General features: G+C 53.8%; 16 protein-coding genes and 2 pseudogenes. 8 read left to right on the top strand and 10 right to left on the bottom strand.

Going from position 1 to position 13,754, the window contains the following annotated elements:
- From AACH55_RS11740 to AACH55_RS11720, 5 genes are all read right to left on the bottom strand, one after another.
- A complete protein-coding gene (locus AACH55_RS11740; protein ID WP_338719847.1) occupies positions 1-288 on the bottom strand; it encodes a DUF2523 family protein in 288 nt (95 codons plus the stop codon).
- Between the two features lie 12 nt (positions 289-300).
- Entirely contained in the window at positions 301-1,749 is a 1,449-nt protein-coding gene (locus AACH55_RS11735) for a hypothetical protein (protein WP_338719845.1), read from the bottom strand.
- Between the two features lie 166 nt (positions 1,750-1,915).
- On the bottom strand, positions 1,916-2,152 hold the full coding sequence (locus tag AACH55_RS11730) for a hypothetical protein (RefSeq protein WP_338719843.1): 237 nt from the start codon (positions 2,150-2,152) through the stop codon (positions 1,916-1,918).
- A 153-nt stretch (positions 2,153-2,305) separates the two neighbouring features.
- Positions 2,306-2,545, bottom strand: coding sequence for a hypothetical protein (locus AACH55_RS11725; protein ID WP_017454896.1), 240 nt, complete (start codon positions 2,543-2,545; stop codon positions 2,306-2,308).
- 165 nt (positions 2,546-2,710) lie between these two features.
- Positions 2,711-3,022, bottom strand: coding sequence for a hypothetical protein (locus AACH55_RS11720; RefSeq protein WP_338719832.1), 312 nt, complete (start codon positions 3,020-3,022; stop codon positions 2,711-2,713).
- A 167-nt stretch (positions 3,023-3,189) separates the two neighbouring features.
- Between AACH55_RS11720 and AACH55_RS11715 the strand changes: the two genes are divergently transcribed.
- The 3 genes from AACH55_RS11715 to AACH55_RS11705 all read left to right on the top strand — a co-directional run bounded on the left by AACH55_RS11715 (position 3,190) and on the right by AACH55_RS11705 (position 5,588).
- Positions 3,190-3,513 (top strand): hypothetical protein, encoded by a 324-nt coding sequence (locus tag AACH55_RS11715; protein ID WP_338719830.1) that lies wholly within the window; start codon positions 3,190-3,192, stop codon positions 3,511-3,513.
- A gap of 150 nt (positions 3,514-3,663) precedes the next feature.
- Positions 3,664-4,524, top strand: coding sequence for a site-specific integrase (locus AACH55_RS11710; protein ID WP_338719828.1), 861 nt, complete (start codon positions 3,664-3,666; stop codon positions 4,522-4,524).
- Positions 4,521-5,588, top strand: coding sequence for a hypothetical protein (locus AACH55_RS11705; RefSeq protein WP_338719826.1), 1,068 nt, complete (start codon positions 4,521-4,523; stop codon positions 5,586-5,588). Before AACH55_RS11710 ends, AACH55_RS11705 begins: the two co-directional genes overlap by 4 nt.
- Before the next feature lie 4 nt (positions 5,589-5,592).
- On the opposite strand, the gene AACH55_RS11700 is transcribed toward AACH55_RS11705, so the two are convergent.
- Positions 5,593-6,692, bottom strand: a protein-coding gene (locus AACH55_RS11700) for an IS3 family transposase (protein WP_338719824.1) whose coding sequence is annotated in 2 segments (ribosomal slippage) — positions 5,593-6,437 and positions 6,437-6,692 — 1,101 coding nt in all. Because the reading frame shifts where the segments join, the coding sequence is not laid out codon by codon here.
- Positions 6,693-6,786: 94 nt separating this feature from the next.
- Between AACH55_RS11700 and AACH55_RS11695 the strand changes: the two genes are divergently transcribed.
- From AACH55_RS11695 to AACH55_RS11685, 3 genes are all read left to right on the top strand, one after another.
- Positions 6,787-7,221 (top strand): hypothetical protein, encoded by a 435-nt coding sequence (locus AACH55_RS11695; protein WP_338719822.1) that lies wholly within the window; start codon positions 6,787-6,789, stop codon positions 7,219-7,221.
- Positions 7,211-8,992, top strand: a complete 1,782-nt coding sequence (locus AACH55_RS11690; protein WP_338719820.1) for a hypothetical protein — start codon at positions 7,211-7,213, stop codon at positions 8,990-8,992. Before AACH55_RS11695 ends, AACH55_RS11690 begins: the two co-directional genes overlap by 11 nt.
- Before the next feature lie 29 nt (positions 8,993-9,021).
- Positions 9,022-9,809 (top strand): IS5 family transposase gene (locus AACH55_RS11685; RefSeq protein WP_338717769.1). Its coding sequence is split into 2 segments (ribosomal slippage): positions 9,022-9,373 and positions 9,373-9,809, totalling 789 coding nucleotides; the frame shifts between segments, so codons are not numbered across the junction.
- Positions 9,810-9,840: 31 nt separating this feature from the next.
- Here the strand turns inward: AACH55_RS11685 and AACH55_RS11680 are convergent.
- Both AACH55_RS11680 and AACH55_RS11675 read right to left on the bottom strand, forming a co-directional pair.
- Positions 9,841-10,074: a hypothetical protein gene (locus AACH55_RS11680; RefSeq protein WP_338719818.1), complete on the bottom strand. Its 234-nt coding sequence runs from the start codon at positions 10,072-10,074 to the stop codon at positions 9,841-9,843.
- A 132-nt stretch (positions 10,075-10,206) separates the two neighbouring features.
- A pseudogene (locus tag AACH55_RS11675) lies at positions 10,207-10,994 on the bottom strand (IS5 family transposase).
- Between the two features lie 262 nt (positions 10,995-11,256).
- Between AACH55_RS11675 and AACH55_RS11670 the strand changes: the two are divergent.
- Positions 11,257-11,631 carry a hypothetical protein gene (locus tag AACH55_RS11670; RefSeq protein ID WP_338719816.1) on the top strand — a complete coding sequence of 125 codons (375 nt, stop codon included), beginning with the start codon at positions 11,257-11,259 and terminating at the stop codon, positions 11,629-11,631.
- 501 nt (positions 11,632-12,132) lie between these two features.
- On the opposite strand, the gene AACH55_RS11665 is transcribed toward AACH55_RS11670, so the two are convergent.
- Positions 12,133-12,702 (bottom strand): hypothetical protein, encoded by a 570-nt coding sequence (locus tag AACH55_RS11665; protein WP_338719814.1) that lies wholly within the window; start codon positions 12,700-12,702, stop codon positions 12,133-12,135.
- Between the two features lie 7 nt (positions 12,703-12,709).
- Between AACH55_RS11665 and AACH55_RS11660 the strand changes: the two are divergent.
- Positions 12,710-12,862 (top strand): annotated as a pseudogene (locus AACH55_RS11660) (integrase core domain-containing protein); the annotation flags it as partial.
- Between the two features lie 118 nt (positions 12,863-12,980).
- Here the strand turns inward: AACH55_RS11660 and AACH55_RS11655 are convergent.
- Positions 12,981-13,754: a 4'-phosphopantetheinyl transferase superfamily protein gene (locus tag AACH55_RS11655; RefSeq protein WP_338719812.1), complete on the bottom strand. Its 774-nt coding sequence runs from the start codon at positions 13,752-13,754 to the stop codon at positions 12,981-12,983.

Below are 13,754 nucleotides of genomic sequence, written 5' to 3'. Positions count from 1 at the left end.
TCAGCCAATCAACGGAATACGGCGGATCGTGAACCGCGTCACGTAGGCCGAGAGCAGCAGCGGTATCCCGGCCTTGATATTGAATAGGTTCAGGAAATACCAGACCGCATTAGGAATGCCGCCGAAGGCATTCGTGAGTTGATCGCCGGTCGGAAGGAATTGCACGATGACGGCCATAAATTCAGTCGTCACGAAGAACAGTGCGAAGAACACGACGAGCTTAACAATAATCGACCGCAGGACGAAGGCAAGGACCGCATTGAGCGCCGATAGAACGATGCCAAACATGTCGCCTCTCCTTTATGAGCGAAGCACAATGAACAGCGCTAGGAGCGCATAGACCACGGCCATTGCGGCATAGAGGGATGACCTCGATTGCTCCAGTAGGGGGCAGTGATCCTTGAAAGCGATGTCTTTGCCGAAGACCGGAACGCTCCAAGTCGGGCATTGCACATCCACACTAGGGACGACGAAGGATTTCAGCGTCGGAAAAATATTGCGCGTGGGCGCAATAATTTGCGTGGCCGTTGGAATGGGTTCCAATGAAGGCGCGCCAATGCCGGGATCAGGACCGAGATTTTCTAGCGGCTGAGTACTGGGATTAGTACCCGTATTCGGCGCCGAGCTGGAGGGATCGACCGACGACTGTGGAGTGCTGGAGGTAGGCAATCCAAACGGTGAAGAGCTAGCAGGCGAACTAGACACGGGGCCAGTGCTGGGAATCGGATTGGTTACATTGCCCGTTCCCGGATCTACCGGCGTGGCTTTTTGGGGCGTTACAAAGTCCCCCACGGTCGGCCAGTAATCAGGATGCGAAGATTGCCAGTTGGAGACATCGCCCGTTGTGATCGGATTGGAAGCATCATAAGGCAAGCCATCATAGCCGGACGAACCTGCAGCGCTTCGCCACGCTGCATTAGCGATATCGGCAATGGGTTGCGTTGGCAAAGGCGCTGCCATATCAGACGAAGACAGTGACTTAGCCGCGTCAGCAGCGCTCATCGAAGGGGCCGCAGCTAACTCTTTGAAATTGGAAGCGGGACAAACTCCATTGGAAGCAGTTAGTTTGATGCCGGGGCAAAGAGTTTTATTGCCTGACGATTTCTGTGGGAAACCCAATGACCCCATGTCTATGGTGTACGGACTTCCCGTATCGGGAATCACGTAGCGGATGAGGTGGCAATTACCATCAGAATTCATGACGGCGCGTTGCGTGCCATGTCCACCTGACATCGTGAAGTCGGTAAACGACGCGCCTAAACACGCACCATCCGGAGAACCAGCTACTGCATTGGAAAAAATATAAATCGTATCCGGAGGTGCAAGGCCCGCAGGCGTATTAATCGAGCTAGGATTATCCCCAACTTGCACACTTCCGTTTTTACCGTAGTACCACTTTGCCCCGAGATAGCCGATAGCCCAGCCAACAGCAACAGCCACTGCAGCCGCCCCGATGACAATTGCACCGACCGTCCCCCAAGCTACCAGCGTGCTAGAGGCGGCAGCAGCGCCACCGGCAGCAGCTTGGGCTTGCGTCGCCTTCACCACAGCATCCGTGAGCGGATAAGACGAACGCACTAACGTATTTGCCAAGCGGGGATCAGATGCGGAAATGCCGTTGGATACGGCTTTAGCTTGAATCACACCGGCCAGCGCATTCTGTACTTTCGAGACCGGCACGTTAGCGCTATGCGCATCCAGCCAAACGGTCCACAGCGCTACGAGCAAGAGGAAATGAGCGCGCTTCATTTTGAAACCTCAAGACCGACGACGACAGCCCACGCGCAAACCATGCCCCACGCGAATGCGATCAGATACCACCAGTTCGAGTAATTCACGCCTTCCCCCCTTTTCGTATGGACGAAAAAAAGGACGATGCAGCGCTACATCGTCCCTGATTACAGCTTGGCGAACCTTAGGCCGACTTCAGGAACGCCATCACCAGCTTGGCCGCTTTCACGGTCACATGCACCACGGCCAGAACCGCACCGATGGCAAGCACGCCGGTCACGATGTCACCGGACGAGACGGCACCGGTGATCGAACTCAGATCAACGCTGGAGCCAGCGGCATGAGCAGGCACCGCGGCGACTGCGGCCAGACCAGCAGCGGCCACGGCTGCACCTTTCTTGAACTTGGAGAGCACTTGCATGGTTTTACCCCTATAAAACGCCGGAAACGTCCGGCAGCGCTTGCCCAACATAGGCAAATCTCTAGCAGAAGGTCCGGAAGATCAGAACGAAATCCAGAACCCACAGAGCGGCAACGCCAGCCGCCAATAAACCCGTGATCGCGTCTCTTGACATCATCCCTCCCGAATCATTTGAAGTACTGCGCCAATGCAGCGTCCGATCAGGAAACACGCCATCACCAAGGAGAAACCGGCAGTCCAGACACCGGCCACTGACGATGCATCCGGCGTATCCAGCGTTGTTTCCAGCAACCCGACCTGCAGCGCCGCTGTACCGCCGTCGCATGAAAGCTTGCCGTCTACTGACACGGTAGGCGCGGCATCTTGCGAGCAGTACAGGACGTACTTAGGCATTGGATTGATCGTTACGCGTGACGGAAATTAGGAAATCGAACTTGCGCCGCTGGCGAAACTCGCGCTGACGTTGTGCATTCGTTTTAGGTGCGAGCTTCGGCGGGCGGCCACGGTGGGGACTACTAAACAAATCCGCCGTGAATTTATCCGCCGCCTGTTTCATGGTCAGGCCGCAGCTTTTGCTGGTTCTTTTGGCGCGGCCTTCGGGCTATAGGGAACGATGGTATCGACCACCGACTGAATTCGCTTGTCTTGTGCGACCGACAGGCGAAAATCAACTTCGTACATCCCTCGCGGAATATCGTTGTATTGCTTCGGCAGGAGCAGTTCACCAACAAGCGGCTCCACTTGGCCGGTCTCTTTGTTGACGTGATGAACGATGCATTGCGCAAAGCGCATGTCATAAGCGTTACCGGACTTTTTGCCGACGCCAGACAGGGGGACAACGTGGATGATTTCAATGATCGACTTAGCCATTTTTCGAGCCTCTAGACTGAATATTGAGAAGGGACAAGCGCACAGCCGGACGGATGCCCTCGCGCTTGTGATATGGTACGGATTAACCAAATATGCTTTAACCATAAATGGTTAATTCAAGGCAAATATTAACCATATTTGGTTAATTAACCTAATCGGAGTTTTAAATGACATACGAAGAATTCATAGCGAAAGCCATACGGGGGCGCAGCGTTAACAGCTTGGCGAAAGCCTGGGGCATACCCCAGACATCCCTGAGCAACTACTCACTAGGAAAAACGCTCCCGGATTTTTCGACGGCATTGCTATTAGCCAGAGAAGCGGGAATGGAAGAGGCGGAAGTATTCCGATTGCTCGCACGTGAAGATGCGAGGCGAAAAAAAGAAAAAGGACGAATCAAGCAACCGCTAGAAAAATTATTACCGTCTTTTGATTTGTTACTGCGTACGGCAAACACCTGCTGGATTCGAATCCGGCGAGTGGCGCAGTAACTGATTTTGCCTGTCAAACTTCCTACAAATTATGCGAAATCGACGAGATTCTATGTGCGTGGAACCAACGGCATAAGTTCTCGTATTTTGGGAACATATTTTTGATGGCAACCACTTATCTACCCAACCAAATAAAACGCGAGCGCCCATATGAGATATCCCAATATCAGATACGGTCACCAAGGCGAACTTGAATTTTGGATGCAAGGACATTCAGAGCGACTAGATCGGCTGTATGGCCAGCTGAGGGTGGGCAAGAAAAGCTCTCCTCATTTCGTTCGTGCGCTGCCAGCTTCGGTGTTGTCCGAGCTTTTCGAGTTGGTTGTGCCTGGTGCTGAGGCTAATCCGTTTAAGTCGCCGGCTACGCAGTGGCGCGCTTATTGCACATTCCTGCTCCTGCTTAATGCAGGTCTACGACGCGGCGAAACGTTGACGTTAAGGGCGGATTTCCTAAAATCAGAGAATTCGTTCTCTGGCCGGCAATTTTGGCTTAACGTTCAAACCAGCGCTGATGAAAATGATGATCCACGACATTCGAGTCCGAGCATCAAAAATGTGTCGTCAATTCGACAGATCCCGGTGGGTGGAATTGTGGCGGAGGCCTTTTACACATACTCTGAAAACTATCGTGGGCGTCCAAAACATCCCTACTTCTTGAGCAGCATGCGAGGTCAACCGCTGTCAGCCGAGGGGGTTAATCATTTCTTCAAGGTTCTTACCTCATCGCTTTCATCAACCGCTTTAAGGACTTTGCAGGATCGAACAGGCATGACGTCGATATCCCCGCACGACTTGCGCCATACAGCGGCGGTGATAAGGATGAAGCAGTTACTGACCCTTGGAGATTCAATGCCCGAAGTAATGCAGAAGATGCGCAGCTATTTTGGGTGGGCGGCAACCTCGTCAATGCCATTGCTTTATGCGAAGGCGGCCTTTGAAGAGAGATTGAACGCTGTCTGGGGTGATCATTTTGATGATCGCGTCGCGATGCTTATGGAGTTACCACAATGACCCAGCACCCTTATACAGTGGAAGATGGCTCAAATGTACGACTACTTCTCGTTAACGTCCCTGCTCTACCATCCGTGGTTCGCTACATTGATGATTACACTGATGAAGATTGCAGTATTAAGGATTTGGCATCGGAGCGATGGCTCGTTTCTATCGATGGTCGGAACCACCGGCTGCGTTTCGACCGGTACTCGCCTTCGCCGCCATTGCAGCGCCTGCTGCAAGCGTATGTCGCTGAGCGCTTAACGCGCGGCTCAGCAGCTACCGCCCGGCTCAATTTCTGCAGCCTCGTTCATGTTGAGATTAATGACCTAATTGATCTTATCCAATGCACCCCGGCAGATGCCAGGCCACTTTGGGATAATTTGCGAGTCAAAATCCCCTATGTCGACGTGTTCAAGGGTCTTAAATCCTTACTGGTATTTCTGGCCGAACGAAGAATCGGCGAATGGACGCCGAACTATCTAACCTTCATTTCCTCTTCACTCCCCCTTCCGCCAGTTGACAAATTTGCTGCGGTCCGCAGAAGAGACGTTTTTATATCGATAGAAGACGAAGCGCGGCTGGTTCGGTGGATTGAAGAACGTGCAGTTGCCGCGAAAGATATGTCTCTGGCATCTCTAATCGATACGGCTCTCATAATTTGTAGCTATCAATTCTCGATGCGTCCAAAGCAAATTGGAGTGCTCCGACGCCGCGATTGTCGAATAATTTCGTCCCAAAATGGGAATTTCTCTGTCCATTTGACTTTTCGGATGCTCAAACAGCGTGATGACTCAATGAGGCGGATGCCCTTAGTACGGCGGGTCAAACGGGAGTGGGCAATTATTTTCAGCGAGATTTTTTCCAGAACTTCGCACAACCCGGGAAATGCCCATTTTCTAGCCTACACTGACGCGGCGTCGATCTCTATCCGCATTCGAGAGTTGCTACTGGAAGTGACCGGCGTTGAGTGGTCCGCTAGAGATCTACGACATTCCGGTGCTATGCGAATGGTCGATGCCGGTGCCAGTGCAGAAGAACTCGCCGAATACATGGGGCTGACCTGCGTCGGTAATTTGTAGCCAATCAGGCAGTGAGTCGGTTGTCGATCATATTCGATTCCAACCAGGCTCGACGAACCGTAGCTGGAGGTTGGTAGTTATGTGCGCTATGCGGCCTGCGCTCGTTGTAGAACTGGCGCCATCTTTCGATCAGCACCTTCGCCTCTACCCGGCTGCGGAACCACTCCCGGTTAAGCAGTTCGTCACGCAGCTTGCCATTGAAGCTTTCCACGAATCCGTTCTGCCATGGACTGCCTGGCGCAATGAAGGCCGGACCAACTGAGGCGTCCCGCAGCCATCGCATGACCTTGGCCGCTGTGAACTCGGCTCCATTGTCCGACCGAACGTAGGCCGGCTTTCCATGTAACCGCATCAAGCGCGAGAGCGTCAGGATGACGTCCTGGGAGCGCAAACTGGCAGCAACTTCGATGGCCAGGCATTCCCGGGTGTATTCATCGATCACGCACAGCATCTTCAATGAGCGTCCATCCACCATCTGGTCATGAACAAAGTCGTAGCTCCAGACCGAATTGGGCTTGGTTGCTCCAGGTAGCCGAATATCATTGCCGCATCGACGCCTGCGAGGCCGCTTTCGTGGAAGGCCCAGTTTTAGCTCGCTCCAGAGCCGTCGCACTCGGGACTCGCCCAAGGCCAGCCAGGCAGACATACGCCGGTAGCCGAAGCGAGGGACCTCTTGCGATGCCGCGATGAGCTGCTGCGTCAGGCTCCGATCCTTTTCGGGTTGTAGCAACTGATAACCTGCTACCCGCCGGCTCAGTTCCAGATAACGACATGCCTTGCGTTGCGACAGCCCCCGACGAGTAAGGACTTCAAGCGCTTCGCGCCGGCCCGCGGAGGTCATCATTTTTCTCGGCTTAACTCCTTCAAGCCATCAATCACCAGCAGTTGTTCCGCCACCATGCGTTTGAGCTTGTCGTTCTCCGATTCAAGCTCTCTGAGCCGCCGGGCGTCCGAGACATCCATACCGCCAAACTTGTTTCTCCAGCGGTAAAAGGTCTGCTCAGTAATGTTGTGGCGCTTGCACAGATCTACCGTCGCAATCTCCTTGCTCTCCGCCTCCCGCAAGATGCTGATGATCTGTTCGTCCGTAAATCTCTTCTTCATTGAGTTCTCCTTGGCGTTAGCATAAAGAACTCACTTATCCGGTGGCTACAAAATTCGTCTCAGGTCAGGGCATTCCAGCCTAGAATCAGGGCAGGTGTATTACGCTGCATCGGCCACGCAGGCTGAGCGAGTTAATCAAGCACTGGGTATTTCAGATACATATCGCCAAGTAGCAAATATGGGCACGACGGGCTTCATTCATCCTGAAGAGCTGAGAAAGCTGAAGGGAGAGCAGCAAGTGGCGGGCGTTCCACACGGCATACCAATCGCAGGAATAGGAGCGTGCACTACGGGGCAGCCTTCCTGCCCATTCAATCCGGTGACGGCATGTTACGGATGTCCTAAATTTCTTCCTGTCTCAGACGAATCAATACATCAAGAAGTACTGCGTGGCTTCCGAGAGGTGGTGAACTTCTTTTACTCGACCTCCCGTGGCGAAGCGGATTCTCCGGCCTTTCTCCAGTTGAAGCGAACAATATCAGAAGTCCAAGCTGTTATCGGAGGCTTAGGAGAGCTCAATGCAGACTGAAGACCCATTTGTTGGTGTGCCCCCTGCCCCATTTACCCGATTCATTGATGTTGGAAGAGAGATCGCTGCGCGGGAGCTGATCGGCTGGGAAATACGTCTTGATCATAGTGGCGTGGCCATTGATGGCTCGGCTTGGGATCTTAGGAAGCTGTCGAAAGACGGAAATCCGACGGGTTCAAAACTGCGCCAGTTCGGTACCCTGCCTCAAGTGGCCGTTGAAATGCGCGAACGAGGGCTGCCCTGCATGGTGGCAGCTGACCAGAAGTCAGTGCCCGTTTCAGTGCATTGGCAAGAACTGGTCAAATCATACGTCCTGCAGCAGGTCGTGCTGGCTGGCCGAAGCCTATCGCATGTATTAGCAACCTGCAGTGCGATGCGCCTAATCGCTACCGTAACCAACAATAAGGCGCCGTGGCAATTAGTTGCCGACGACATTGATCTTTGCCTTTCCATTGCGCTTTCACTTCAATCATCCGGGCAGTCTGCAGTCGTCATCCGATCCTTTGTCAAGACTGTTCTCGATGCGCATCATCTTGTCGATGCAGCGCCGCTTATGCCTTTTATTGGGACGGAGCGGCTACGAAAACCTGGGAAGGTGCATCAAGCAAAATTCGTCAAAAAGACGGCAGATATCAAGGCAGCGCTACAAGAGCGAAAGTCGGAGGAAAAACTTCCAGAAATGCGCGCGTTTTGGGAGTTTATGCGCATCGTGTTCACCGAAAGACCGAAGACCTTTACGGATGCTATCCGGTTTGCGCAAGGCAAGCTGCTTACAATCACTGGACTTCGAATCGGTGAAATCGCCTTGCTTCCATTAGATTGGAAGAGAACCCATGATTACCATGATGAATTCGGCGCTCCCGCAGCGAAGCATGGTGGTATTTCTAGGGCTTTACTTCTTAGGCACTATTCAGAGAAACAAGGCAGCACCCGAAAGCAAGGCGGCAATCTATGGGAAGAGTCGCAGTACATCCCGGCGATGTTTGAGCAGATAGTTTGCGAGACGTTGCAAGAAGTGGAGCGCCTAACAGCCCCGCTGCGTCGAACACTTCAAGCTCAATGCGAAACAGGTCGCCTGCTACCTATGTACGAGCCAGATGCCTTACTTCCAATTATCGATCTCTATGTGCACCTGACAGGGATGGTCTTGACGACGGAAATCTCGGCGGCCGCTGCGCAACCGTTCTTCGATAGTTACCGCGCTAGTTATGATCCGATCGAGCTGGACCGATTGATTGATTTACAGCGCTGTGGGTCGCTTAAGCCGCGAATGGCACTTTATCAGTTTTCTATCCGTTTAAGGAAAAACGGAATGATACTTCGTGATCAGAACGGAAGTCCGAACAGAGGTCACGGCGCTTTGCATGCTTTCGTGCGAGTGAGCGATGCAGAAAAATATATTCGCGAACAGACGCCGACCAAGCTTTCCGATCTTACCCCTTTCCAATTGGACGGTGGCAGGCTCGTGCAGCCATGGGAAATGCTCTTCTTGCAGCCAAAACGCGCCCTTGCAGAGGGGCGAGACAATATTCCTTGTCACGTTGGCCGAGTAGTCGGCGTTGGCATCGCCACCCAAGAAGTTCTCAGACTCGGCCTTTCTTCAGACGAGAGCAGTTGCCCTACTCTCTTTGAAATTTACGGGGAAACCGAAGAAGACCGGCGCTTGTCCCTGTTACCTCACTCGCTAAGACACCTACAAAACACTGAGCTCTTTCGGCTGGGTGTTGCAGACACGATTATTAGAATTCATTTCATAAATAGGGTCTGTTAACTTTTTATCGTGCGTGTTAACTTCTTCGTATGGCACGAAGAGAAGAACTAACAGACGAACAATGGGCGATTCTGGAGCCGCTGATACCAGAAACACCTAGACGTGATGATGGGCGTGGACGCCCGGAATTGCACAGCAACCGCGCCGTCATGAACGGGATTCTCTGGGTGCTACGCACCGGTGCGGCCTGGTGTGATTTGCCAGATCGGTTCCCCTCTGGCACGACATGCTTCCGAAGATTTTCGCGCTGGGTCAAGAGTGGCGTGCTACGGCACATACTCGAAGCACTGGCGCAACACCTCGAAGAGGTTGGCCAAATCAATCTTTCCGAATGCTTTATTGACGGCACGTTTGTGTTGGCAAAAAAAGGGGCCCAAAGGTCGGAAAGACCAAGCGGGGCAAGGGTACGAAGCTCATGGTTATTGCAGACGCTACTGGTCTTCCACTCGGCGTGCACACGTCTTCTGCTAGCCCACATGAAGTCACCCTTGTCGAGGCTACCCTCGATGAGATTGTCACAGTGGGACGACCCGAACGAATTATTGGGGATCGCGCCTACGATAGTGATCCGCTCGATCAAAGACTTGCTGCCAAAGGCATTGAACTGATCGCACCACACAAGAGCAATCGAAAAAGAGCGGTCACTCAAGACGGCCGGGCGCTGCGCCGATACCGGCGCCGATGGAAGATCGAACGACTGTTTGCCTGGCTTAATGCCTTCAAGCGTGTACTTACCCGATGGGAGCGTTGCGCCGATCATTACACAGGCTTCGTTCATCTCGCTTTCTCCGTCATCCTCATGCGGCGCTATTTATGAAATGGGTTCTACAAAACGCTTTAACAGGCGTTCAGTTATCCAGAGCTAAGAGTACGACCACCGCAGCCTCAAGGAGGAACTGGATCAAATATCGCTCCCGGGCGAATGGGACGCATATCTTGGCGGCAAAGCAGCAAGCGTCGCCAAGATGATCATGGCGGGCCGCGCAAATGGTCCCATCGTCAAGGAATTCAAGCGTATTCAGGTCGATGAGGGGGATGAGGCTGCCTACATATTTTTGAAAGCCGAGGCGGATGGTTTTCATGCGACACCTTACGGTCACTGCCTGAATTCTTTCACGGTTGATCCGTGCCCTACGCACTTGGAGTATTTTAATGGTTGCGTGCACCTTTCTGCCACGGATCTCCCTGAAAATCGAAGAAATCTAGAACCCATTTCATAAATAGCGCCGCATGAGGATGACGGAGAAAGCGAGATGAACGAAGCCTGTGTAATGATCGGCGCAACGCTCCCATCGGGTAAGTACACGCTTGAAGGCATTAAGCCAGGCAAACAGTCGTTCGATCTTCCATCGGCGCCGGTATCGGCGCAGCGCCCGGCCGTCTTGAGTGACCGCTCTTTTTCGATTGCTCTTGTGTGGTGCGATCAGTTCAATGCCTTTGGCAGCAAGTCTTTGATCGAGCGGATCACTATCGTAGGCGCGATCCCCAATAATTCGTTCGGGTCGTCCCACTGTGACAATCTCATCGAGGGTAGCCTCGACAAGGGTGACTTCATGTGGGCTAGCAGAAGACGTGTGCACGCCGAGTGGAAGACCAGTAGCGTCTGCAATAACCATGAGCTTCGTACCCTTGCCCCGCTTGGTCTTTCCGACCTTTGGGCCCCTTTTTTTGCCAACACAAACGTGCCGTCAATAAAGCATTCGGAAAGATTGATTTGGCCAACCTCTTCGAGGTGTTGCGCCAGTGCTTCGAGTATGTGCCGTAGCACGCCACTCTTGACCCAGCGCGAAAATCTTCGGAAGCATGTCGTGCCAGAGGGGAACCGATCTGGCAAATCACACCAGGCCGCACCGGTGCGTAGCACCCAGAGAATCCCGTTCATGACGGCGCGGTTGCTGTGCAATTCCGGGCGTCCACGCCCATCATCACGTCTAGGTGTTTCTGGTATCAGCGGCTCCAGAATCGCCCATTGTTCGTCTGTTAGTTCTTCTCTTCGTGCCATACGAAGAAGTTAACACGCACGATAAAAAGTTAACAGACCCTATTTATGAAATGAATTCTAATAGTTTTACAGGGAAAGCTGAAAGATGCGCTGGATCTCGCTCGGGCAAAAGAAACAACCGCTATTGGGCGTGAGAACCAAATTAGGCACGCCGAAGTTCGCCTGGCCAACATTGCTCGTCTAATTCAGACCGCGGCTGGCGAGCAGGTCTTCCCAGATGGAGAGGATATTTCTCGGAAAGCGAAAGGAAGGAGCGTTTTAGATGCCTCGTAAGTTACAAGACAAAGACAACAGGGAACTCCTACAAGTTCTGCAGATGTTACTTGATGCAGATATAGATATCACGGCCAGAGAGGTGGCCAGACGCCACGGCACGCTTTCGAGCGCCTCGACAATTACTAGGCACCCTGGCCGGCGGGAACTTGTTGAAGATTTTCAAACAAAGCAGCAAGACATGCGTGAATGGCAAAAGCGACTCCGCAAACGCTCGAAAGGCCAGACTGCAGAACTAGTTTCCACTCAAGAGGCAAAGATCGTCCAACTCGACCAATCCGTTCGAGTTCTAATCGCTGGTCACCTTTCATTGATAGCTGCGGTGGCACAGGTCGGCGGCATGGGTAAGCTGGCTAAATTCTAGAACCCATTTCATAAATAGGCGTGAGTGCGAGCGAGTCCCGTTTGGGATGAAGTGCAAGGCGCGAATTTGGGTCAAGACTGGGCGTCTTGACCCAAATTCGTAACGCAGCAATTCGCCCAAACGGGCCGCTCCCTGCGGGTTCTGTCCAGAAAGGGCGCTGGCCGCGTTGCGCTCCTTGCGTGTGGCACCGCCACACGACGCGTCGCGCGCCTTGCCAGCGCCCTTTCTGGACAGAACGCATCTCACGCCTATTTATGAAATGGGTTCTATGAACGATTCCGGGAAGTTCGAGATCAATTGGCAATTCTGAAGGCGATACCGGACGGCTTAGAAAATGACGAATCCACGCCAATTCGCAATCCTAAGTAAATTGGAAGATATAAGACTAAGTGAATCGTCCCAGCTGCACTAGCTTCAACGATGGCCGCAGCGTCGTTGGCACCGTTCTTATTGGTCTTGACGAAGGGGCTGACGGCTCTGTCTCGGCGAGATAGCCGAGCCTTAGTCTTTCAGCGAATCGAGCAACAGGTCCCTGCTACCTTTGCGTTGAAAATTCTCCAGCTGGTTCAGCTTGCGACGCACTTCCTCAAACGCATTAATCAGGCTCGCCCGCGAGCGCTCCCAAGCCTGGGGGACATGGTACAGCGCCGCGTAGCGATAGTCACGCTCTCCGGTTGACGTGAATGCGGCCGCGCGGGCACGGCCCTCGCCTTCCCAGTACGAGCTATCCGCATGGGGCTGTTCGTCTACCTGCGAGATGGGTAATTCCGGAACAGGGCCATGAGCGCGCGGCGTGACCACGAGCTCCCACCACATCTTCGGTCCCGCAAAAGGCCGCTCTAGCGCGCCTGCCAGATCCAGACCAGCCTGCAGGCGGAAACGTTCGGCGCCTTCGGTCGACAGATGCAAGGTCCCATCAGGCAAGAAGGTCAATTGATTCGTTTTCAATGGCCGCTCAGGCGGCTGCACGCCATCGTACAGTGCCAGCAGAACGGACTCGAAAGCCTCCTCAAACCAAGCTTGTACACTGATCAATACCTGGCCACAGGCCATTACATCGGATTGTGTCATCGTATTCTTCCATACCCTCGGAGAAACTCAGGTCATCATCGAGTGATGGCTTCATCAGTACAATATCGTTCGGCCGCATAGCTCGCTGAAATACCGGCCGTCGGCACCGCAGGCTAAACTGCCGACATCACCCCCAGCACCACTGAGGCTTGCCGCTTAGACAAGCTTTAAGTCTGGACCAGTTGTTTCAGGCTGGTTAGGGTGATCTAGCAAACAATATCCATACAAATCCCGTTGCAGCAGGGCAAGGCCCACCGCTACGGTCACTGCAAGGAATGTCACTCTAACTCTCCATCGATGGATAGGTGCACATCCACCGCTGCAGCGGCTGTGCTCTCAGAGCATGCGATCCAGGTAAGCAACTGCTGGGCGCCAGCAGAAAATCCTCCCGTAAATTGTTTCCCCAGCAACAAGCCTTCGGCCAGGTCCTGATTCAGTCGCAGGCTAAAGCGATGACTCAGCGCATCCACTGCGCACAGCTGCGCGCAGTGGAAATCAAAGAAATGGCCCACCTTGGCAAACAAGGCCTTGTACAGACATTCCTTGGCTGAGAAGGCTAGCGTGAGCAAGCGCGCAGGGGACCAGTGCGCAGCCAGCCCGTCGAGCTCGCCCGGCAGGGTGATGCGGGACTGGATGGCGCTTGCGGTGGCCGCCGGTATCCAGTGCTCCAAGTCCAGTCCCAGGACCCTGTCACCCCGGTCCGGCCACAGCGCAGCCACGGCGCGGTTACCGCTGTGCGTGATCGATCCCAGCCAGCCCGCAGGCCAGAGTGGCTGGCGATGCGGCCCGATGGCCACTTGCCCCGCTTGTCCCTCTGCCTGCATCAGCAGGCGGCACAGGTAGCGTCCGGCCAGATACTCAGCCTTGCGTTTGACCACTGCGCCCATGATCTGCGCAGGCTGCGCCACACCAAGGGTCGCATAGAGTGCGTCGTGATAGGCCTGGCGGTCGAACGTGCAGGACAGCACCCGTAACTGGGAGCCGGCCTGCAGCGATAGCGGCGTGATGGTCGGAATGAAACTGCACATCTGCGCGCCGGCGTCGGCAAGCAA

It is taken from the genome of Herbaspirillum sp. DW155, from assembly GCF_037076565.1.
Taxonomy (GTDB): Bacteria; Pseudomonadota; Gammaproteobacteria; order Burkholderiales; family Burkholderiaceae_D; genus Herbaspirillum.
This window is presented reverse-complemented; position numbering and strand designations above follow the sequence as displayed.